The organism is Pseudomonas sp. 7P_10.2_Bac1, assembly GCF_025465935.1.
Taxonomy (GTDB): Bacteria; Pseudomonadota; Gammaproteobacteria; order Pseudomonadales; family Pseudomonadaceae; genus Aquipseudomonas.
The window spans coordinates 23,996-45,581 of record NZ_JANLNV010000059.1; the positions used below are offsets into that span (position 1 = coordinate 23,996).

17 protein-coding genes are annotated in these 21,586 nt (G+C 55.8%); 15 read left to right on the forward strand and 2 right to left on the reverse strand.

The window, feature by feature from the left end; all coding sequences use genetic code 11:
• Positions 1 to 194 precede the first annotated feature (194 nt).
• The 9 genes from NTD86_RS11335 (at position 195) to NTD86_RS11375 (ending at position 11,924) form a co-directional block, all read left to right on the forward strand.
• Positions 195 to 911 (forward strand): SIMPL domain-containing protein, encoded by a 717-nt coding sequence (locus NTD86_RS11335; protein ID WP_262202313.1) that lies wholly within the window; start codon positions 195 to 197, stop codon positions 909 to 911.
• A 342-nt stretch (positions 912 to 1,253) separates the two neighbouring features.
• Positions 1,254 to 2,879 carry an ABC transporter substrate-binding protein gene (locus NTD86_RS11340; RefSeq protein WP_262202314.1) on the forward strand — a complete coding sequence of 542 codons (1,626 nt, stop codon included), beginning with the start codon at positions 1,254 to 1,256 and terminating at the stop codon, positions 2,877 to 2,879.
• Between the two features lie 283 nt (positions 2,880 to 3,162).
• Positions 3,163 to 4,761: an ABC transporter substrate-binding protein gene (locus NTD86_RS11345; RefSeq protein WP_262202721.1), complete on the forward strand. Its 1,599-nt coding sequence runs from the start codon at positions 3,163 to 3,165 to the stop codon at positions 4,759 to 4,761.
• 153 nt (positions 4,762 to 4,914) lie between these two features.
• The gene (locus tag NTD86_RS11350; protein ID WP_262202315.1) at positions 4,915 to 6,282 is read left to right on the forward strand and encodes an OprD family porin; all 1,368 of its coding nucleotides are present in this window, start codon (positions 4,915 to 4,917) and stop codon (positions 6,280 to 6,282) included.
• A gap of 89 nt (positions 6,283 to 6,371) precedes the next feature.
• Positions 6,372 to 7,967, forward strand: coding sequence for an ABC transporter substrate-binding protein (locus NTD86_RS11355; RefSeq protein WP_262202316.1), 1,596 nt, complete (start codon positions 6,372 to 6,374; stop codon positions 7,965 to 7,967).
• 74 nt (positions 7,968 to 8,041) lie between these two features.
• Positions 8,042 to 9,052: an ABC transporter permease subunit gene (locus NTD86_RS11360; RefSeq protein ID WP_262202317.1), complete on the forward strand. Its 1,011-nt coding sequence runs from the start codon at positions 8,042 to 8,044 to the stop codon at positions 9,050 to 9,052.
• A 10-nt stretch (positions 9,053 to 9,062) separates the two neighbouring features.
• Positions 9,063 to 9,971, forward strand: a complete 909-nt coding sequence (locus NTD86_RS11365; RefSeq protein ID WP_262202318.1) for an ABC transporter permease subunit — start codon at positions 9,063 to 9,065, stop codon at positions 9,969 to 9,971.
• Between the two features lie 10 nt (positions 9,972 to 9,981).
• Positions 9,982 to 10,950: an ABC transporter ATP-binding protein gene (locus tag NTD86_RS11370; RefSeq protein ID WP_262202319.1), complete on the forward strand. Its 969-nt coding sequence runs from the start codon at positions 9,982 to 9,984 to the stop codon at positions 10,948 to 10,950.
• Positions 10,950 to 11,924 carry a peptide ABC transporter ATP-binding protein gene (locus tag NTD86_RS11375; RefSeq protein ID WP_262202320.1) on the forward strand — a complete coding sequence of 325 codons (975 nt, stop codon included), beginning with the start codon at positions 10,950 to 10,952 and terminating at the stop codon, positions 11,922 to 11,924. Before NTD86_RS11370 ends, NTD86_RS11375 begins: the two co-directional genes overlap by 1 nt.
• Before the next feature lie 138 nt (positions 11,925 to 12,062).
• Here the strand turns inward: NTD86_RS11375 and NTD86_RS11380 are convergent, their stop codons facing one another.
• On the reverse strand, positions 12,063 to 12,650 hold the full coding sequence (locus tag NTD86_RS11380) for a hypothetical protein (RefSeq protein WP_262202321.1): 588 nt from the start codon (positions 12,648 to 12,650) through the stop codon (positions 12,063 to 12,065).
• A 1,064-nt stretch (positions 12,651 to 13,714) separates the two neighbouring features.
• Between NTD86_RS11380 and NTD86_RS11385 the strand changes: the two genes are divergently transcribed.
• Together NTD86_RS11385 and NTD86_RS11390 are read left to right on the forward strand one after the other, a co-directional pair.
• Positions 13,715 to 15,004, forward strand: a complete 1,290-nt coding sequence (locus NTD86_RS11385) for an alpha-xenorhabdolysin family binary toxin subunit A (RefSeq protein ID WP_262202322.1) — start codon at positions 13,715 to 13,717, stop codon at positions 15,002 to 15,004.
• Position 15,005: 1 nt separating this feature from the next.
• On the forward strand, positions 15,006 to 15,956 hold the full coding sequence (locus NTD86_RS11390) for an alpha-xenorhabdolysin family binary toxin subunit B (protein WP_262202323.1): 951 nt from the start codon (positions 15,006 to 15,008) through the stop codon (positions 15,954 to 15,956).
• Between the two features lie 251 nt (positions 15,957 to 16,207).
• On the opposite strand, the gene NTD86_RS11395 is transcribed toward NTD86_RS11390, so the two are convergent.
• Complete coding sequence (locus tag NTD86_RS11395) at positions 16,208 to 17,791, reverse strand: peptide chain release factor 3 (protein WP_262202324.1); 1,584 nt, start codon at positions 17,789 to 17,791, stop codon at positions 16,208 to 16,210.
• A 336-nt stretch (positions 17,792 to 18,127) separates the two neighbouring features.
• Between NTD86_RS11395 and NTD86_RS11400 the strand changes: the two genes are divergently transcribed.
• From NTD86_RS11400 to NTD86_RS11415, 4 genes are read left to right on the forward strand one after another with little or no spacing between them, the layout of a single operon-like run.
• Positions 18,128 to 18,844, forward strand: coding sequence for an ABC transporter permease (locus NTD86_RS11400; protein WP_262202325.1), 717 nt, complete (start codon positions 18,128 to 18,130; stop codon positions 18,842 to 18,844).
• Between the two features lie 24 nt (positions 18,845 to 18,868).
• Positions 18,869 to 19,762, forward strand: coding sequence for a glycine betaine ABC transporter substrate-binding protein (locus NTD86_RS11405; protein WP_262202326.1), 894 nt, complete (start codon positions 18,869 to 18,871; stop codon positions 19,760 to 19,762).
• 9 nt (positions 19,763 to 19,771) lie between these two features.
• Positions 19,772 to 20,425: an ABC transporter permease gene (locus NTD86_RS11410; protein ID WP_262202327.1), complete on the forward strand. Its 654-nt coding sequence runs from the start codon at positions 19,772 to 19,774 to the stop codon at positions 20,423 to 20,425.
• The gene (locus tag NTD86_RS11415) at positions 20,422 to 21,579 is read left to right on the forward strand and encodes a betaine/proline/choline family ABC transporter ATP-binding protein (protein WP_262202328.1); all 1,158 of its coding nucleotides are present in this window, start codon (positions 20,422 to 20,424) and stop codon (positions 21,577 to 21,579) included. Before NTD86_RS11410 ends, NTD86_RS11415 begins: the two co-directional genes overlap by 4 nt.
• Positions 21,580 to 21,586 lie beyond the last annotated feature (7 nt).

The window sequence follows — 21,586 nt, forward strand, 5'->3', positions numbered from 1 at the left end:
TCTGAAAAAACGCTAGTAGCCGCGGCCAATTAGAGGATTAAAAAATCGCGAGGCAAGCTCGCTCAGATTGAACTGCACGCACGTGTGTCCAACCTCCCCCTTTTTTTGAAGTTGTATAAAAAATGTAAGTAGGCGAACTGAATGCCGCCCGCTACAGTCTGATAAGTCTTGCTGACCTCACCCAAGGAGCTTTTATGTTTACTGTTCAGCGCACTGCCGCCCTTTTAACCCTGAGCCTTGGAGCTCTCGCCAGCCTGCCGGCCTTGGCTGACGGGGTTAATTACAATCAGGTCTCGTTGCGCGCAGAAGCCAGTCAGGAAGTGCCGCGCGATCTGATGATCGTGACGCTGTACACCGAGGCGCAAAATACCGATTCGGCCAAACTCGCGGCCGACATCACCACCGCAATGAACAAAGCCATTGGCCAGGCCAAGCAAGTCAAAGATGTGACGATGCGCCAGGGCAACCGTAACAGCTACCCGATTTACGACAACAAGACCCAGAAGATCACCGGCTGGCGTGAACGCGCAGAACTGCGCCTGGAAAGCACCGATTTTGCCGCCCTGTCCAAGCTAACCGGCGAGCTGATGCAAACCCTGAAAATGGGCAACATGCAATTCACCGTGGCCAATGCCACGCGCAAAACCAGTGAAGATGCCCTGCTCAAGGATGCCGTGAATGCGTTCAAGGCACGCGCCCAACTGACCACTGAAGCGCTGGGCGGCAAGGGTTACAAAATCGTCAACCTGAACCTCAACAGCAACGGTTACCCGCAACCGTATATGCGCAGCGTCATGATGATGAAAGCGGCCCCGGCCGCCATGGACGCTGCACCGACGCCTGAAGTCGAAGCTGGCACCAGCGAAGTCAGCATGAGTGCCGACGGTGTGATTGAAGTCCAGATGCAATAAGCCTCACGCCACACCAAAGCCCTTGCAGCGTTCGCGCTCAAGGGCTTTTTTATGCGCGTCACTCCATAGAACTCACAGTCAAAAGGGATATGTCCTACGTATAAAAAAACATGCGCCGACATATTTTCCCGCCTCGAGCCTAGATAAGTAACACCTCCCTCCCAAACCGCCATGCACCCGCATCATCAACTGCACAGCTCATCAGGATTAGGCAACACCTTCACACGAACGAACTAGGGTTAATCCTGTTCCGCTTTGTGCACTGTGCATCGGAGGGGTCTGTATCAAGAGGCTGATTCACACGGTCGTCCTCACACTAAAAATGACAAAAAAGAGGTCTTCATGTTTAAACACGCGGTCATTCCTTTTCTAGTGAGCGCCAGCCTGCTGGCAAGCGCACCTTACGCCCAGGCAGCGACTAACCTGGTGTATTGCTCTGAAGGCAGCCCCGCCGGTTTTGACCCGGGGCAATACACCACAGGCACCGACTTCGATGCTTCGGCCGAGACGATCTACAACCGCCTGAGCGAATTCGAACGCGGCAGTACCAACGTCATTCCCGGGCTGGCCACAAGCTGGGACATTTCACCAGACAACCTGACCTACACCTTCCACTTGCGTGAAGGGGTCAAGTTCCACACCACGCCGTACTTCACCCCCACGCGCAATTTCAACGCCGACGACGTGCTCTTCACTTTCAATCGCATGCTCGACAAAGACATGCCGTTCCGTAAGGCCTACCCGACCGAGTTCCCGTACTTCACAGACATGGGAATGGACAAGAACATCAAGTCGGTCGAAAAAATCGACGACCACACCGTCAGGTTCACTCTAAACAGTGTCGACGCGGCCTTTATCCAGAACATGGCCATGCACTTTGCCTCCATCGAGTCGGCCGAATACGCCGACCAGTTGCTCAAGGCCGGCAACCCGTCCGATATCAACCAGAAGCCCATCGGCACCGGCCCGTTCGTGTTCAAGAGTTACCAGAAAGACTCGAACATTCGTTACACCGGCAACAAGGAATACTGGCGACCCGAAGACGTCAAAATCGACAACCTGATTTTCGCCATCACCACTGACCCGTCAGTGCGCATGCAAAAGCTGAAAAAGAACGAGTGCCAAATCACCATTTACCCTCGCCCCGCTGATCTCAAGGCCCTCAAGGACGACCCCAACCTGAAGATGCCCAGCCAGGCAGGTTTCAACACGGGTTACATCGCCTACAACGTGATGGACAAAATCAAAGGCAGCGACCAGCCCAATCCGATGGCCCAGCTCAAGGTTCGCCAGGCGCTGGACATGGCCGTGAACAAGCCGCAAATCATCGATGCGGTCTATCAGGGCGCGGGGCAATTGGCGACCAACGTCCTGCCGCCGACTCAATGGTCCTATGACGACACGGTCAAGGACGCACCCTACAACCCGGAGAAAGCCAAGCAGTTGCTCAAGGAAGCAGGCATCAAGGAAGGCACCGAAATCACGCTGTGGGCCATGCCGGTGCAACGCCCGTACAACCCGAACGCCAAGCTCATGGCTGAAATGCTGCAATCGGACTGGAGCAAGATCGGCATCAAGGCCAAGATCATGACCTACGAATGGGGCGAGTACATCAAACGCTCCAAGGGCGGGGAAAACGGCGCCATGCTGATTGGCTGGAGCGGCGACAACGGTGACCCGGATAACTGGCTGGGCACCTTGTTCGGGTGCGATGCGATCAATGGCAACAACTTCTCCAAGTGGTGCAACCCCGAGTTCGACCAATTGATCACAGCCGCCAAGTCCACTACCGACGTGGACGAGCGCACCCGGCTCTACAAGCAGGCCCAGCACTTGCTCAAGGAACAACTGCCGCTCACCCCGATCGCCCACTCGACGGTGTATCAACCGATGCGCAAAAACGTTGAAGGCTTCAAGATCAGCCCGCTGGGGTTGATGTCCTTCTATGGCGTCGGCGTCGACAACTAATCTGCCCTGTTGAATGCGGCGGCAACGCCGCATTCACTTGCTCTCTTCCCTTTCAGAAAATCCCCTCATATTAAAGCTACCTCGTACTACAGCAGAGGCTATAGGACTCCCAGACGTTTCCTACAGCATTGTCAGTTCTGACGCATTTACTCACAGTCTCGCCCCCTCTAACGTTTAGTCAAAGCCAGCCCGTTACGTCGGACGGCTGAAGCTCTGCACGGATAAGCCGCTCACGAGGCGCACGTTCAGAACGCCTAAAACAATAAGAAGGATTGGGATCGTGATGCGCAAACCTCTGGTTTTATCTGTGTTGATCACCGCGAGTGCACTGGCCGGCAACCCATACGCCTACGCAGCCAATAGCCTGGTGTTTTGTTCCGAAGGCAGCCCTGGCGGTTTTGATACGGCGCAATACACCACCGCCACCGATAACGATGCCGCCGAACCTCTCTACAACCGCTTGGCCGAGTTCGAGCATGGCGCAACAGCTGTCCAACCTGCACTGGCGACCCGCTGGGACATTTCAGAAGACGGCCTGACCTACACTTTTCATCTGCGCGAAGGCGTGAAGTTCCACAGCACAGCGTGGTTCACCCCGACCCGTGACTTCAATGCCGATGACGTGCTGTTCACCTTCAATCGCATGATCAACCCCGAGCATCCCTTCCGTAAGGCCTACCCCACCGAATTCCCGTATTTCAGCGGCATGAGCCTGGACAAGAACATCGCCAGCGTCGAGAAAGCCGACCCGATGACCGTGGTCATGAAGCTCAACACAGTGGACGCCGCCTTTATCCAAAACCTGGCCATGAGCTTTGCTTCCATTGTTTCGGCCGAATATGCCGATCAATTGCTCAAGAGTGGCAAGCCCGGTGACATCAATCAAAAACCGATTGGCACCGGGCCTTATATATTCCAGCGCTATCAAAAAGACTCGAACATCCGTTATGTCGCCAACAAAGAGTATTGGGACCCCAGCCAGGTCAAGCTCGACAACCTGATCTTTTCCATCAACGTCGACGCCTCGGCGCGCATGCAGAAGCTGCGAAAAAACGAATGCCAGGTCTCGCTCAACCCACGCCCGGCGGACTTGGCCGGGCTCAAGGCGGACCCTGCATTGCAGGTCATTGAAAAACCCGGCTTCAACCTGGGATACATCGCCTACAACGTCCAGCACCCGCCGCTGGGGCAACTGCCGGTGCGGCAAGCCTTGGACATGGCAGTGAACAAGGACGCGATTATCAAGGCGGTCTATCAGGGCTCAGGGCAAAAGGCGGTCAATGCCATGCCGCCGACGCAATGGTCCTATGACGACACCCTCGTCGACGCCCCTTACAACCCGCAAAAAGCCAAGCAATTGCTCAAGGCCGCCGGGGTCACCGAAGGCACCGAAATCACCTTGTGGGCCATGCCGGTGCAGCGTCCTTACAACCCCAATGCCAAGCTCATGGCCGAAATGCTGCAGTCTGACTGGGGCAAAATCGGTCTCAAGGTCAAGATCGTCAGTTATGAGTGGGGCGAATACATCAAGCGCACCAAAAATGGCGAACATGACATCTCGCTGATTGGCTGGACCGGTGACAACGGAGACCCGGATAACTGGCTCGGCACGCTGTACAGCTGCGATGCCATTGGCGGCAACAACTACTCCATATGGTGCGACCAGGCCTACGACGCCCTGATCAAAAACGCCAAGACCGTCACCGACCGCGAGCAACGTACAGCCTTGTACAAACAAGCCCAACAGCTGATCAAGCGACAAATTCCGATCACCCCCATTGCCCACTCAACCGTCAACCAGCCCTTGAGCATCAAGGTCCAGGGTTTTCAGGTCAGCCCCTTTGGCCGCAACACATTCTCGGGCGTCAGCCTCGACGACTGATTAACCCCTTTTCCCGTCAGTTTCAGCAGGCCGCCCCCTGGGTGGTCCGCCGAGGCTTTGCCCAAAAAAACGTCCGCAACGCTCTACACGTAGCCACACCGCCGTGTCCCTAAAGCCACGGCAATAACAAAAAGAAGACACAGGAGCTCAACCATGAAACTTACACACCGCGCGCTGCTAGCCTTGGCCATCAGCGGTCTCAGTACAACGGTCCAGGCCGACGAATTTATCGCCACCCAACTCAAATCCCAGCCCAGTGAGCAAAGCGAAAACGAGGGATTTGTGGAGGGCAGCACCTTGAGTGGTTCCACACGCAATTGGTACGCCAATGAACTCAAACGCCGCGGCGGTGAATTCAGCTACAACGATAACGGCACCAGCAAAACCACACCGCGCCGGATCAACTGGACGCAAGGCACCATTCTTGACTTCAACTCGGGCTTCACCCAGGGCACGGTAGGGTTCAGCACTCAGGTGGCGGCTTACAACGCCATCGCACTGGATCGCAGCGTCAATCACATCGCGGGCAACAACAACCGCACCCTCAGCCGTAATGATGGCGATGCCGTGGGGCAGTGGAGCAAATTGGGCCTGGCGAATATCAAGGCACGTGTCTCCAACACCACACTGACCGTAGGCCGACAGAACTTCAGCAGTCCAACGCTTGATGTGATCGGGAACCGGGCACTGCCTTCAAGCTTTCAAGGGGTGGGATTGCGCAGCGAAGAGTTCAATAACCTGACCTTTGACGCAGGGTCCTTTGACCGTGTGTCGCCACGTACCGAGCAAGGCTTGAGCAAGTTCCGCAGTGAGTACGGCGCCCTCGGTGTCGAAACCGATCGCGCCAGCGTGGCAGGGTTTAGCTACCAGCCTCTCAATAACCTGACAACCTCACTGTATGCCACCCACGTTGAAGACTTCTGGGACCAGTACTACTTTGGCGCCATACACGAATGGGGCGACAACGCCGTGCTGGGCCTGAACACCAAATTCAACTACTACAAGACCCGCGACACCGGCAAACAAGCCATGGGCGAAATCGACAATAACGCCTACAGCCTGGCCTTGGGCCTGACTCATCAGGCCCATACCGTGAGCCTGTCGTACCAGCAGGTGATCGGCGACGAGTACTTCGACTACCTGCACGAAACCAACGGGATTTACCTGGCCAACTCGCTGCTGTCGGACTTCAACGGCCCGAACGAGAAGTCGCTGCAACTGGCGTATAGCATCAACATGGCGCAATACGGAATCCCGGGGCTCAAGTTCAACGCCTACCACGCCCGCGGCTGGGACATTGACGGGACCCACTACAAGGGCACCGCCTATGATGTGCGCAACATGAACGGTGAAAAACACTCGGAGTTCAGCGTTGGCACATCCTATGCAGTCCAGAGCGGTCCACTCAAAGACACGGCCATCCGCGCGACCTACACCACGCACCGAGCCAGCAAAAACCAGTCTGACGGCAGCATCAATGAGTTCCGTCTGGTGACAACCATACCGTTCAACATTCTGTAAACGTTACTGAGTGCTCACCAGCGCTGCGACAGGGTTCAATTGCGCCTGCCGCAGCGCTTAGCCGTTCAACAAATCTGGAGAGGGTTGCCATGAAAAAAAACCTGCTGTGCACCGCCCTTGCCGCCGCACTGCTCAGTGCCGCCGTGAGTGCCAACGCCAAAAACCTGGTGGTCTGCACCGAAGCCAGCCCCGAAGGATTCGACATCACTCAATACAGCACGGCCGTCACGGCCGACGCCTCGGCAGAAACCATCCTCAACCGGTTGGTCGACTTCAAGCCCGGTACCACCGAAGTTGAACCGGCCCTGGCCGAGCGCTGGGACATCAGCCCGGACGGGCTTGAATACACTTTCTACCTGCGCCCGGGCGTCAAATTTCACACCACCGACTACTTCAAACCGACCCGAACCCTCAACGCCGATGACGTGATCTGGAGCTTTCAGCGCCAGTTGGACCCCCATCACCCTTGGCATGCCCTGTCGCTGGTCGGCTACCCCTACTTCGAGAGCATGGGTTTCAAAGACCTGCTCAAAAGCGTCGAAAAAGTCGACGATATGACCGTCAAGATCACCCTCAACCATGCCGAGTCGCCGTTCCTGCGCGATGTGGCCATGCCGTTCACCTCCATCTATTCCGCCGAATACGCTGACCAGTTACTCAAGTCCGGTAAAACCGCTGACCTGAACAGCAAGCCCATTGGCACCGGGCCGTTTATCTTTGTGCGTTACAACAAAGACGCCCAGGTGCGTTTCAAGGCCAATCCGGACTATTTCCGAGGCAAGCCACCGAGCGACAACCTGATTTTTGCCATCACCACCGACAGCAACGTGCGCCTGCAAAAGCTCAAGGCCAACGAATGCCAGATCGCGCTCTACCCCAAACCCGACGAGGTTAAAAACATCCGCCTGGACCCTAACCTCAAGGTCGACGAACTGGCCGCGCTGATGACCAGCTACATCGCGATGAACACCGAACACAAGTACCTGAGCGATGTGCGGGTACGTCAAGCCATCGACATGGCGTTCGACAAGCAAACCTACCTCAATAGCGTGCACGGTGAAGGCAATGCGCTGCTGGCCGTCAATCCGTACCCGCCGACCATGCTGGGGTTCAACGCCAGCCTGCACAACCCGCCGCGCGATCTGGACAAGGCGCGTGCGTTGCTCAAGGAAGCCGGTGTGCCAGAAGGCACCACGTTCACCCTGTTCACCCGCAATGGTGGTGGCCCCAGCAACCCCAACCCGATGCTGGCCGCGCAGTTGCTGCAATCGGACCTGGCACAGGTTGGCCTTAAACTCGATATCCGGGTCATGGAATGGGGCGAAATGCTCAAGCGGTCCAAGGCCGGTGAACACGACTTGGTGTCGACCGGCTGGGGCGGCGACAACGGCGACCCAGACAACTTCCTGACCCCGCTGCTCAGCTGCGAGGCCGCCAGGAATGGTGAAAACTATGCCCGCTGGTGCAATAAAACCTTCCAGGACCTGATCACCAAAGCCCGCACCATCAGTGAACCCGCAGAGCGGGCTGCACTCTATGAACAAGCACAGGTGGTGTTTCATCAAGAACAACCGTGGATCAACGTCACCCACCCTATGCTGTTTACAGCCATGCGTAAAAACGTCGAGGGCTACACCCTCAGCCCACTGACCAACAATAATTTCGCCACGACCCAGGTGAAGTAGAACAATAAAATACCCGCCAGCGCTTAACCTGCACTGGCGGAATTGCCTGACCGGCTGATGAGGAACACCACACGATGTTTAGTTTTATTGCCCGCCGAGTGGGGTTATTGATCCCCACGTTCTTCGGCGTCACCTTGCTGACCTTCGCCCTGATTCGCATGATTCCCGGTGATCCGGTTGAAGTCATGATGGGCGAACGGCGTGTCGATCCCGAAATGCACGCTCAGGCCATGGAGCGCCTGGGCCTGAACAAACCGCTGTATGAACAGTATTTTGATTACGTCGACAAACTCGCCCACGGCGATCTCGGGGAGTCCTTGCGCACCCGTGAAAGCGTGTGGAGCGAATTCATTGCACTGTTTCCCGCCACCCTCGAGCTGGCCGGTGCCGCGCTGTTGTTCGCCGGGGTGTTCGGCTTGCTGGCCGGGGTCATCGCGGCCCTCAAGCGCGGCTCGCTGTTTGACCACGGGGTGATGGGGATTTCCCTCGCGGGTTACTCGATGCCGATCTTCTGGTGGGGCCTGATCCTGATCATGTTCTTCTCCGTGGGCCTGGGCTGGACCCCGGTCTCCGGGCGCATCGACCTGCTCTACGACATCGAGCCGAAAACCGGCTTCATGCTCATCGACACCTTGCTCAGCGACGAACCCGAAGCGTTCTGGGATGCGTTGCACCACATCATCCTGCCCGCCATCGTGCTGGGCACCATCCCGCTGGCGGTGATTGCCCGCATGACCCGCTCATCGATGCTCGAAGTGCTGCGCGAGGACTACATCCGCACCGCCCGCGCCAAAGGCCTGTCACCTGCCCGGGTAGTGTTCGTGCACGGCCTGCGCAACGCGCTGATTCCAGTCCTGACGGTGGTTGGCCTGCAAGTCGGCACCCTGCTGGCGGGCGCCGTGCTCACCGAAACCATTTTCTCGTGGCCCGGCATCGGCAAATGGCTGATAGAAGCCATCGGCGCCCGGGACTACCCCGTGGTGCAAAACGGCATCCTGCTAATCGCCTGCCTGGTGATTCTGGTCAACTTCGTGGTGGACATCCTCTACGGCTTTGCCAACCCACGCATCCGTCATCAGCGCTGAGATCATGAACATGAGTACCTCGACCAACACTGAAGTGGATCAAAGCCTGCTTTATCCCTCCCCGTACAAAGAGTTCTGGCACGCCTTCGCGAAAAACAAAGGCGCGGTAGCGGGCCTGATGTTCATGAGCATCATCGTGTTCTGCGCGATTTTTGCCCCCTGGGTCGCCCCGCACAACCCCAGCGAGCAATACCGCGACTTCCTGCTCACCCCGCCGGTGTGGCTGGAAGGCGGCAACTGGCAATTTTTGCTGGGCACCGACGAACTGGGCCGGGACATGCTCTCGCGCCTGATCGCAGGTTCGCGCCTGTCACTGCTGATCGGCTTGTCATCGGTGGTGATTTCGCTGATTCCGGGCGTGATCCTGGGCCTGTTCGCCGGGTTCTTCCCGCGCCTGCTGGGCCCCAGCATCATGCGTTTGATGGACATCATGCTGGCCTTGCCGTCGTTGCTGCTGGCCGTGGCGATTGTCGCCATCCTCGGCCCGGGGCTGATCAACACCGTCATCGCCATTGCCGTGGTCTCGCTGCCCTCCTACGTGCGCCTGACCCGCGCCGCCGTGATGGGTGAACTGAACCGCGACTACGTGACGGCTGCGCGCCTGGCCGGTGCCAGCTTGCCGCGCCTGATGTTCATCACCGTGCTGCCCAACTGCATGGCACCGCTGATCGTGCAGGCGACCTTGAGTTTTTCGTCGGCAATCCTCGACGCCGCCGCCCTGGGTTTCCTGGGGTTAGGCGTGCAACCACCCACGCCTGAGTGGGGCACCATGCTCGCCTCGGCCCGTGACTACATCGAACGTGCATGGTGGGTGGTAAGCCTGCCTGGCCTGGCCATTTTGCTCAGCGTGCTGGCAATCAACCTGATGGGCGACGGTCTGCGCGATGCGCTGGACCCGAAACTCAAAAACGCCGCCTGAGGAGATTCCCATGTCATTGCTCGAAATCAAGAATCTCAACGTTCGATTTGGCGACGCCAACGCCGTACCAGTAGTCGATGGTTTAAGCCTGTCTGTGGATAAAGGCGAAGTTCTGGCCATCGTGGGCGAATCGGGGTCTGGCAAGTCCGTGACCATGATGGCGCTGATGGGGCTGATCGATGCACCCGGCATTGTCAGTGCCGACGCCCTGACCTTCGACGGCAAAAACATGCTGACCCTCAGCCCGCGTCAGCGCCGGCAAGTGGTCGGCAAAGACATGGCGATGGTCTTTCAAGACCCGATGACCGCCTTGAACCCCAGCTACACCGTGGGTTTCCAGATAGAAGAAGTGCTGCGCCTGCACCTCAGAATGTCGAAAAAGGACGCCCGTAAACGGGCCATCGAACTGCTCGAAAAAGTCGAAATCCCCGCTGCCGCCAGCCGCATGCAAGCCTACCCGCATCAGTTGTCGGGGGGCATGAGCCAGCGCGTGGCGATTGCCATGGCCATCGCCGCCGAGCCCAAACTGCTGATCGCTGACGAGCCGACCACCGCACTCGACGTGACCATTCAGGCGCAGATCATGGACTTGCTGCTCAACCTGCAACGCGAACAGGACATGGCCCTGGTGCTGATCACCCACGACCTGGCCGTGGTGGCCGAGACGGCACAACGGGTGTGCGTGATGTACGCCGGTCAAGCGGTCGAAGTCGGCAATGTACCGGGGCTGTTTGACGTTCCGGCGCACCCGTACAGCGAAGCCTTGCTGGCGGCCATTCCGGAACACAGCATGGGCGCTGCGCGTCTGGCGACCCTGCCGGGCATCGTGCCCGGACGTTACGACCGCCCGCAGGGCTGCCTGCTATCCCCGCGTTGCCCTTACGTGCAAGACACCTGCCGCCAGCAACGACCGGCCCTTGAAACCAAAGCTCACAGCCAGGTGCGCTGCTTCTTCCCTTTGAATCAGGAGGTGGCGTAATGACTGTCGTTCTGACTGCCCGTGATCTGACCCGCCATTACGAAGTGTCCCGCGGCCTGTTCAAAGGCCATGCCGTTGTCCGTGCACTCAACGGCGTGTCTTTTGAACTTGAAGCCGGGAAAACCCTGGCCGTGGTCGGTGAATCCGGCTGTGGCAAATCAACCCTCGCCCGCGCCCTGACCTTGATCGAAGAACCCTCCTCGGGCTCGTTGAAAATCGCCGGGCAAGAAGTAGCAGGCGCCAACAAGGCCGAACGCAAACAACTGCGCAAAGACGTGCAGATGGTCTTCCAAAGCCCCTACGCTTCACTCAACCCGCGGCAAAAAGTCGGTGACCAACTGGCCGAACCGTTGCTGATCAACACCACCCTGAGCGCCAGCGAGCGTCGCGAAAAAGTCCAGGCCATGATGAAACAGGTCGGCTTGCGCCCTGAGCATTATCAGCGTTACCCGCACATGTTCTCAGGGGGGCAGCGCCAGCGCATCGCTCTGGCCCGGGCCATGATGTTGCAACCCAAAGTGCTGGTGGCCGATGAACCCACCTCAGCACTCGACGTGTCGATTCAGGCGCAGGTGCTCAACCTGTTCATGGACTTGCAGCAAGAGTTCAACACCGCCTACGTCTTTATCTCGCACAACCTGGCGGTGGTACGGCATGTGGCCGATGACGTGTTGGTGATGTACCTGGGCCGCCCGGTAGAAATAGGCCCTAAAGACGCCATTTACAGCCGACCGTTGCACCCTTACACCCAGGCACTATTGTCGGCGACCCCGACCATCCATCCGGACCCGCTCAAGCCGAAAATCAAAATCGCCGGAGAACTGCCCAACCCGCTCAACCCGCCGTCCGGTTGTGCGTTCCACAAGCGCTGCGCGTACGCGACCGAGTTTTGCAGCACACACGAGCCAACCTTGCGTGAGCTGGACAACCGCCAAGTGGCTTGCCATCACGCAGAGCAGTTTTTGCAGGGTTAAGAAAACCGTCGGAGCAATCGGTCAACGCTCGATCATCGTGGACAGTAATCCACAGATGATCGAGCGTCGTCACTGACCGGCGGCTCCTGAGTGCAGGATCCAGCCGCTCTTAAACTTATTGGCTGTACGTGTAAAACATCAGGATGACTTGGAGTCCGGAGACTCCCACTCACCCCTGCTGTTTCTCACGTACTGGACACTTGCGCCCTGCAAGTAGGTAAACACACCGGTGTTGTGATCAAACGTATCGCCGTTTTCATAGGTGTACAGCTGCGTTGCCGAGCTTTCAGGAGGCGCATCACCCGCCCCCTCGTCGGGCGCCTTCATATCAGGGAACTCCCACTGGCCGCTGCTATTTTTCACACCCTGAACGCGCACGCCATCCGCAAACGTATACACCCCTGTGCGCTCATCAAACGTATCGCCATTGGCAGCGACATACAGCCCATCAGGTTGGGTAATGCCGCCGTCAGGGTGTTTTACAGAGCCATCAGTGAGCGCGACAGAGCCATTGGGGTGTGTAACCGAACCATCCGCATTCTGCTGGCTGCCTTGCGGGTGTATGACTGATCGTTGCCCTGTTAATTGGTCCTGCGTGTAAGCAACAGCCACTGGCGCAATGAAATTTGTCAGCACGAAGTATTTGGCCGCACTGAGTCCCGTTATGCCCCCAGGAGAAGGAGCCGTCACAGGTGGATTTACGGGCGGATTTACAGGTGGATTCACCGGCGGCCTCACTGGCGGATTCACCGGCGGTCTCACTGGCGGACTCACAGGCGGTCTCACCGGAGGACTCACAGGCGGCCTCACCGGAGGACTCACAGGCGGTCTCACTGGCGGCCTCACCGGTGGCCTTGTTGGAGGACTCACCGGCAACTTCGATGGAGGACTCACCGGTGGCTTCAACGGTGGTTTGCGAATCATCGCCCTTGGCTCATTCGGACTGAGCACCAAGTTTTCAAGCTCATGCGCCTCTTCGTCACCCTCGCGCCAATCATCGTGCAGGTTGGCAGTATCGCTGTCGTGCTGTTCATTCAGTAATTCAACACCCTCTTCACTTACACGATTGTCAGAATCATTCCCTTCGGCTCTGAAGCCGGCTTTATCATTAACTACATCCATTTTTTGTTTCCTCGAAAGCCGTGAAATAACGGCATTAAATACCTTCATACAACCTCACGCAGAACGCTCTCGCGGTGATTGCAGGTTTTTAAAAAGAATAAAATAGAAATAACAAAAAGCCAGACATCGTATTAAAAACAGAAAAGTTACTTAACCAAAGAATTATGCCTGCAAGACAGTAGCCCGCGCACCTGTAGTTATATTCGCAATATAAAAAAAGCGTTTACCCTCGATTATCGCCGCAACATCGTCGGCCTTTGGCACTCCATACTCTAGTTGCCTGATACACGCAGAGTATGAAACTTCAGATTTCAGCGTAGCAATTTTGGTAAGCCCGCCACTCTCTCGCCCCTCTTTCTTATGCGATATATCACAAACATAAAGTATATCCAGACCAATCAACACGTTAGCAAGTGTTTTAGGTCCACTTCAAACTATCGATACCACTGCAATATCTGACCTCTGTGAAACTTCGACCTCTTTGCCATTCACCGCAGCTTGGTATAGGTTTTCTTAAGAAAAATCTCCAACAACCCACTTTATACAAGACCCGCCAACAGGCTTTTTAAACGTGTGCACGTCTGCTGGAAAAAACACTTGTTCAATCGCTACGCTCAGAAAACAAGCATGACGACACCCCCTACCGAGTTAATACGACAAGGCCAATCATGAAATCCGACCTATCAACAGAAAACATCATAAAAAAAATGTCCTACGATGAAATCATTCTGCAAGCGCAAAACGCCCCCAGAGTATTCACCAGTATTTCAACGGCCGAACAGGACAGTGTGAACCGTGAGCCCGGGCTTTTACTGACAAAAGAAGAAATCATCAACATAAAACTCTATGAAGCCGCAGCCCTGGCGCTTCCACACACAATGGAAGACATTCAAATTTATCTGAATTATGGCGACCCCAGTGACGGTGGCCTAGGGCTCGAATACAAAAACTTTTTGGCAACGTTCGGCTTGACACGCAAACACGCTCTAAGTTGGTCAGCACTGCACGATGATATGAAGCTGACGGGCACAAAACTCAAAATATTTGCACATAGCATGACGGTCTATGGCGACTCTATAGAGGAACTCTACAAGGGCATCAAAGCCCTTAAAAAACTTGAAAACTACCTTGAGATCAACAAGATCGAAACCCTCGCCCAGTTAAAAGAGATCGAGGTCAGTTCAGGTGTGAAGTTCCCCGACATCGAACTTGAAAAAGGCACCACAAAACAGCTTGGCAACTACCTCGATAAAATATTCGAAAAAGTGAGCAAAAATCTGGAAGACACAAAAAACATCCAGAATAAACTGACCACTTTCAGCGACGATCTGCACAATCACGTACTGCCAAACATCAAAACTCGACTCAAACTCGTTAACTCAAACCCGGTACAGAGCGATATAGAAGCACTGACGAACTCGATCGAAGAGCGCGCCTTGCACATTGAAGAAAAAAACAAAGAATACAAAGCACTGGTTGAAAAATCCGTCTCAGCTGTCGGCACATTCAACATGGCGGGGCTGGCTTTGGCCATTTATTTGGGCGTCGAAGCCGACGGTATAAGGGTCGAATGTAACCAATTACGTGATGAGCAAGCACTGCACATTGAAAAACTCAGAAAGAAAAACCAGACCTTGGCTTCATTACAAAGAGTTAGGCTCGACTTACAAAACCTTGAGCTTGTGACGTTCAACGCAGATATTGCAACGAAAAATCTAAGACATGTCTGGAACGTCATCTATGTGTACATACAACAGTCGAAAGAGTCGATAGACGACATCAACGATGCATTAAGCCTTGGTCTATTCATGACTGAGTTCAAGCTTGTCATCGACCCTTGGAGAGACATCGAAAAACAAACAGATATATTCATCAACGTCTTCAAAGAAGCCGACGAAGAATACAAGCGAATTTATATAGACAGCGACAAAAAATCTCAAGGCCACATGGAGTTCTAAAATGACCAACACGACCTACCCTCCGATCACCCCCACCCTCATGGCTAACAGTCTGGGCCTCATGAGAGAAGACTCCAGCACCGCCGCAGCGCTCTTTACCCAATTAAACTACCTCCCGGCTCTGCATGATCAACTTCAATGTGTGGTTATTCGTGCAAGCGCCAGCAGCCAGGTGCTACGTGACACGGCATTAACCGCCAAAATGGAACTTGAGAAAAACATCAAAGAGTTGGACCTGCTCAAAAACACCTTAGCAGACTCGCAAGCCACTAAAGACATACACGCCGCAAAAGCTAACCTGCTTAACAAAACAAAACTCAAAGTACGCGATTATAAAGAGCTGTTACTCGCTCAACTTGCAAGCCTCAACAGTCCTTTACCAAGGGATATTACACAGCGTTACCTAGGCGAGTTCGAACAGGAACACGTGGCGGCTGATGCCAGCTTGAATCTCTTGATTGAAAATAAAAATACGCTTCAAGAGGAACGAAAAATCATCACCGCGGGCATTGATGCGCTTTCAGCAGGCGGAGTAGAAAAGCTTGGCAGGGAGATGACAATGACGCTGGAGAGCATAACCAGCCTCGGACTGGCACCTACCCAAGTACAGATTATTATGTTAGCCCTCGAACAACTTAAAAAATCCATCAACCAAATTGGCGAAGGCATTAGATTTTTAGACATGCTACAACAGCGAGATATGTTGATCGCAAAAATAAAAACTCTGAACAACGCCATCACACAAAAGAACAAAGAAATAACTGCTCTAAAAGGCCGAACCAGCTACATCAACACCCTTAACGCCATTGACCACCAGTTGCACATTTATACTGGCGAGTATGAGCGAACAATGGATACTTTTAAATTATTCATAGCAAACATGGACACTGACTTTCAAACCGAAGCCCAAAAGTTTATTCAGTTTTTGAACCCCCTTTCAAAACCCTGGTAAGGGCGTGGACACACTCAACGGCATCGCCAGCCGTGGCAATAAACCTGTCCAATGATGACTGCCTGTTTGAAGCACAACGTTTAAAGGAGACGCGTCTGGCTTTGAAAACGCTGCAGGGGATCTAAAAGCGGTAAACCTGCTGGGCACGTTCCAGGCTTGAGATCCAAGGTATAAAGCTGACGCCAGTCATAAACGTTGGAATCTGCTATCACTGAGCAACAGCGATAGCAGATTCAGATGACTTATGAGTGTTAGTGGTGCTCACGCGTGGCGCGGAAGCTGATGTCAGGCCAGCGCTCTTCCATCAACGCCAGGTTGACGCGGGTCGGGGCCAGGTAAGTCAGGTGACCACCGCCATCGACAGCCAGGTTTTCCACAGCCTTGTTGCAGAACTCTTCCATCTTCTTCTTATCGCTGCTATCGATCCAGCGCGCCGAATACACGGTGATTGGCTCGTAGGAGCATTCCACTTTGTATTCTTCTTTCAAGCGGCTCGCGACCACGTCGAACTGCAGCACACCGACGGCGCCCAGAATGATGTCGTTGCTGCGCTCCGGGAAGAACACCTGGGTGGCGCCTTCTTCGGCCAGTTGCTGCAAGCCTTGGCGCAGTTGCTTGGACTTGAGCGGATCGCGCAGACGCACGCGTCGGAACAGTTCCGGGGCGAAGTGCGGGATACCGGTGAAGCTGAGGTTTTCACCTTCGGTGAAGGTGTCACCGATCTGGATGGTGCCGTGGTTGTGCAAACCGATGATGTCGCCCGCGTAGGCTTCTTCGAGCTGTTCACGCTCGGAAGAGAAGAATGTCAGTGCATCGCCGATGCGAACATCCTTGCCGGTGCGCACGTGGCGCATCTTCATGCCCTTTTCGTACTTGCCCGAGCAAATGCGCATAAAGGCGATACGGTCGCGGTGTTTAGGGTCCATGTTTGCCTGGATCTTGAACACGAAACCGCTGAACTTCTCTTCAACCGGCTCCACCACACGCTCGTTGGCTACGCGGGCCAACGGCATCGGCGCCCAGTTGACCACCGCATCGAGCACGTGATCGACACCGAAGTTGCCCAACGCCGTACCGAAGAACACCGGGGTCAGTTGGCCGTCGATGAACTCCTGCTGGTTGAACTCATGGCAAGCGCCCTGCACCAGCTCAAGCTGTTCAACAAAGCGGTCGTACTCGTCACCCAGGTGCGCACGGGCCTCGTCCGAGTCGAGCTTCTGGATGATCTTGGTTTCAGTGCGCTCATGACCATGCCCGGCGGTGTAGACGATGATGTAGTCGTCAGCCAGGTGGTAAACACCTTTGAAGTCGCGGTAGCAGCCAATCGGCCAGGTGATCGGCGCCGCCTTGATTTTCAGGACCGCTTCGATCTCGTCGAGCAATTCGATCGGGTCACGAATGTCACGGTCGAGTTTGTTGATGAAGCTGACGATCGGCGTGTCACGCAGACGGCACACGTCCATCAGGGCGATGGTCCGTGGCTCAACACCCTTACCGCCGTCGAGCACCATCAGTGCCGAGTCGACCGCGGTCAATGTGCGGTAGGTGTCTTCGGAGAAGTCTTCGTGGCCCGGGGTGTCGAGCAGGTTGATCATGTGGTCGCGATACGGGAACTGCATGACCGACGTGGTAATCGAGATACCCCGTTGCTTTTCCATTTCCATCCAGTCGGAGGTGGCATGGCGGTCGGACTTTCGCGATTTCACCGTACCGGCGACAGCAATCGCCTTGCCCATCAACAGGAGCTTTTCAGTGATGGTGGTTTTACCCGCATCGGGGTGGGAAATGATGGCGAAAGTGCGGCGTTTCGCGACTTCGGCGGCCTGATGGGTCATGGGAAATCGCCTGACGGTTGATTCAAAAAAGGGCGCGGATTATAGCTTAAATCACGACCGAGCAACCACCGTTCGCACCCTTGCTCGTCGATCAAGGGTGGCAATGTGCCGTAAAAAATGTGAACCTTTTAGGCAGTGGAGGCGTCCACTCCTCTGATACGACAAAGCGTCAGGGGCTGAATTATCAGCAAGTTAGTCTGACGAGGCTGCGCTAATGACAGGTGCAAAAGGCATTTCGCCCACCCACCTGTTGCTCTTCGCGAACACATTGTCGGCAGCCAGAAATGGTCTTGCTACAGGGAAATGTGTCCGCCGACTGAAAAAAGGAGTCCGCCTATGGCTAATCGCTATGGTAAAGGGCTTATAGGATGCGTGGCAGTTGTCGCGGTCCTGGCCCTGTTGGTCCACTGGATCGGCATAAGCACTATCGAACACTATCAAGATGATCTGTTGTTCTACCTGCAAGCCCACCTGTACCTCGTACTCGCTTCAATGTTTATCGCCCTCCTTGTAGGGATACCTGCTGGCATTTTCCTGAGCCGCCCCAAAATGGCCGGGCATGCCGAGCGTTTCATGCAGGTCTTCAACATCGGTAACACCGTTCCACCGCTTGCAGTACTGGCCATTGCCCTGGGTTTTCTGGGGATCGGCAGTGGGCCTGCTATCTTCGCCCTGTTTCTCGCCTCGTTGCTGCCCATTGTGCGCAACACCTATGAAGGCCTGAAAAACGTTCCTGCCTCACTCAAGGAAGCCGCTGTCGGTATCGGCATGACCCCGCGCCAAGTGCTGTGGCGGGTCGAATTGCCCAATGCCGTGCCCATCATCATGGGCGGCGTGCGGGTTGCACTGGCGATTAACGTCGGTACCGCTCCGCTGGCCTTCCTGATCGGCGCCAACAGCCTGGGCAGTCTGATTTTCCCCGGCATCGCCCTCAACAATCAGCCGCAATTGATCCTTGGCGCAGCCTGCACCGCGCTCCTAGCATTGCTGCTCGACGGCCTGGTGATCCTCATCAGCCGGCGTTGGTTGGAACGCGGTCTGCGACCTTCATAGGTCGGGCTGAGGAAAGGAATAATCATGAAAAAATTAAGCTTGATATTAGGCTGCATCCTGCTGTTCGCAGGAATTGTTCAGGCCGCAGAAAAACCTACCATTCGCATCGGTGCGCGGGTGTTTACCGAGCAGACCCTGCTCGCCGAAATCACTGCCCAGTACCTCAACAGCAAGGGCTATAACGCCCAGGTAACCGGCGGTCTGGGCAGTAGCCTGGCACGCAGTGCCCATGAAACCGGACAACTGGACATGGTGTGGGAATACACCGGCGTATCGCTGGTGGCCTACAACCACATCACTGAAAAGCTCGACAAAGATCACGCCTACGACCGCGTTAAAGAAGTCGACGCGAAAAAAGGCCTGATCTGGCTGCACCCGTCCAAGTTCAGCAATACCTATGCGCTGGCGTTGCCACAAAACGTGGCTGAAGAATTCCCGGACATCAACACCATCAGCGACCTGGACAAGGCGCTGCGTGACCCGGAAAACAAAAACGCGCTGGTGGCACTCGACACCGAGTTCGCCAACCGCTCCGACGGTTTGCAAGGCATGGTCAAGTTGTATGACATGGACCTGACACGCAAAAACATCCGTCAGATGGACGCCGGGCTGGTCTACACCGCCCTCAAAAACGGCCAGGTGTTTGCGGGGCTGGTGTACACCACCGACGGTCGCTTGAGCGCCTTCAACCTCAAGCTGCTGGACGACGACCTGCATTACTTCCCGGACTACACCGCCGCGCCGGTGGTGCGTAAAGCGTTTCTGGATCAGCACCCTGACCTCGAAGGTCTGCTCAAGCCGCTGGCTGACCTGCTGGACGACGAAACCATGCGCCAGCTCAACGCCCGGGTCGACGTTGACCACGAAAGCCCGTCCAAAGTCGCCGCAGACTTTCTGCGCCAACATCCACTCAACTGAGGAGAAGACATGGAATTTCTAGACGCCTTTTCCCACATGGATTGGTCGCTGGTCGCACACCTGACATGGCAACACATCACTCTGGTCGGCATCGCCGTGACCCTCGCCATCGTGGTCGGTGTGCCCTTGGGTGTGCTGATGACCCGCTTCCCATCGCTGGCCGGCCCCATGCAAGCCAGCGCCACGGTCATGCTGACCATTCCTTCGATTGCGCTGTTTGGTCTGTTGCTGCCGTTCTATTCGAAGTTCGGCCAGGGCCTAGGCCCGCTGCCTGCGATCACCGCGGTGTTTCTGTACTCACTGCTGCCCATCATGCGCAACACCTACCTCGCTCTCACCGGCGTGGAACCGGGTATTCGTGAAGCCGCACGCGGCATCGGCATGACCTTCGGCCAGCGCCTGCGCATGGTTGAACTGCCCATCGCCGTCCCGGTGATTCTGGCAGGTGTGCGCACCGCCGTGGTCATGAACATCGGTGTCATGACCATCGCTGCCACCATCGGTGCTGGCGGCCTGGGTGTACTTATTCTTGCTGCAATCAGCCGCAGTGACATGTCGATGCTGATCGTCGGCGCGGTATTGGTCAGTGTTCTGGCCATCGTCGCTGACCTGCTTCTGCAATGGCTGCAACGCTCGTTGACTCCAAAAGGATTACTGAAATGATCGAACTTCAAAACCTCAGCAAAACCTTCCAAAGCAACGGCAAAGATGTCAAAGCCGTGGACTCGGTAAGCCTGACCGTCAACGAAGGCGAAATCTGCGTATTCCTCGGGCCTTCGGGTTGCGGCAAGAGCACCACGCTGAAGATGATCAATCGCCTGATCACCCCCACTTCGGGCAAGATTCTGATCGACGGCAAGGACACCACCGACCTCGACCCGGTCATGCTGCGCCGCCATATCGGTTATGTGATCCAGCAGATCGGTCTGTTCCCGAACATGACCATCGAAGAAAACATCACCGTGGTCCCGCGCCTGCTGGGCTGGGACAAGAAAAAATGCCACGACCGTGCCCGTGAACTGATGAGCATGATCAAGCTGGAGCCCAAGCAGTACCTGCACCGTTACCCACGCGAACTGTCGGGCGGCCAGCAACAGCGTATCGGCGTGATCCGTGCCCTGGCGGCAGAAGCCCCGCTGCTATTAATGGATGAGCCGTTCGGCGCGGTCGACCCGATCAACCGCGAAATGATCCAGAACGAGTTCTTCGAAATGCAGCGCGCGCTGAACAAGACCGTGATCATGGTCAGCCACGACATCGACGAAGCGATCAAGCTGGGTGACAAAATCGCCATCTTCCGTGGCGGCAAACTGCTGCAGATGGATCACCCGGACACCTTGCTCGCACACCCGGCCGACGACTTTGTCAGCAACTTTGTCGGCCAGGACAGCACGCTCAAGCGTCTGCTGCTGGTCAAGGCTGAAGACGCGGCCGACAACGCTCCGTCCGTCAGCCCAGAGACGCCGGTGGCCGAAGCGCTGGAATTGATGGACGAACACGACCGACGCTATGTCGTGGTCACCGATGCCGACAACAAGGCCTTGGGTTATGTCCGCCGTCGCGACCTGCACCGCCAGACCGGTACATGCGGCCAATACTTGCGTGAGTTCAACGCCACTGCCGCCTACGACGAACACTTGCGCATCCTGCTGTCGCGCATGTACGAGTTCAACCGTTCATGGTTGCCGGTAATGGACGCCGAACGCGTGTTCCTCGGTGAAGTGACCCAGGAATCGATTGCCGCCTACCTGAGCTCGGGCCGTTCACGCGGGGCCAAAACCAGCATTGTTTCGCCTGCTGAAATAGCCTCGGCTTAACCTTCTC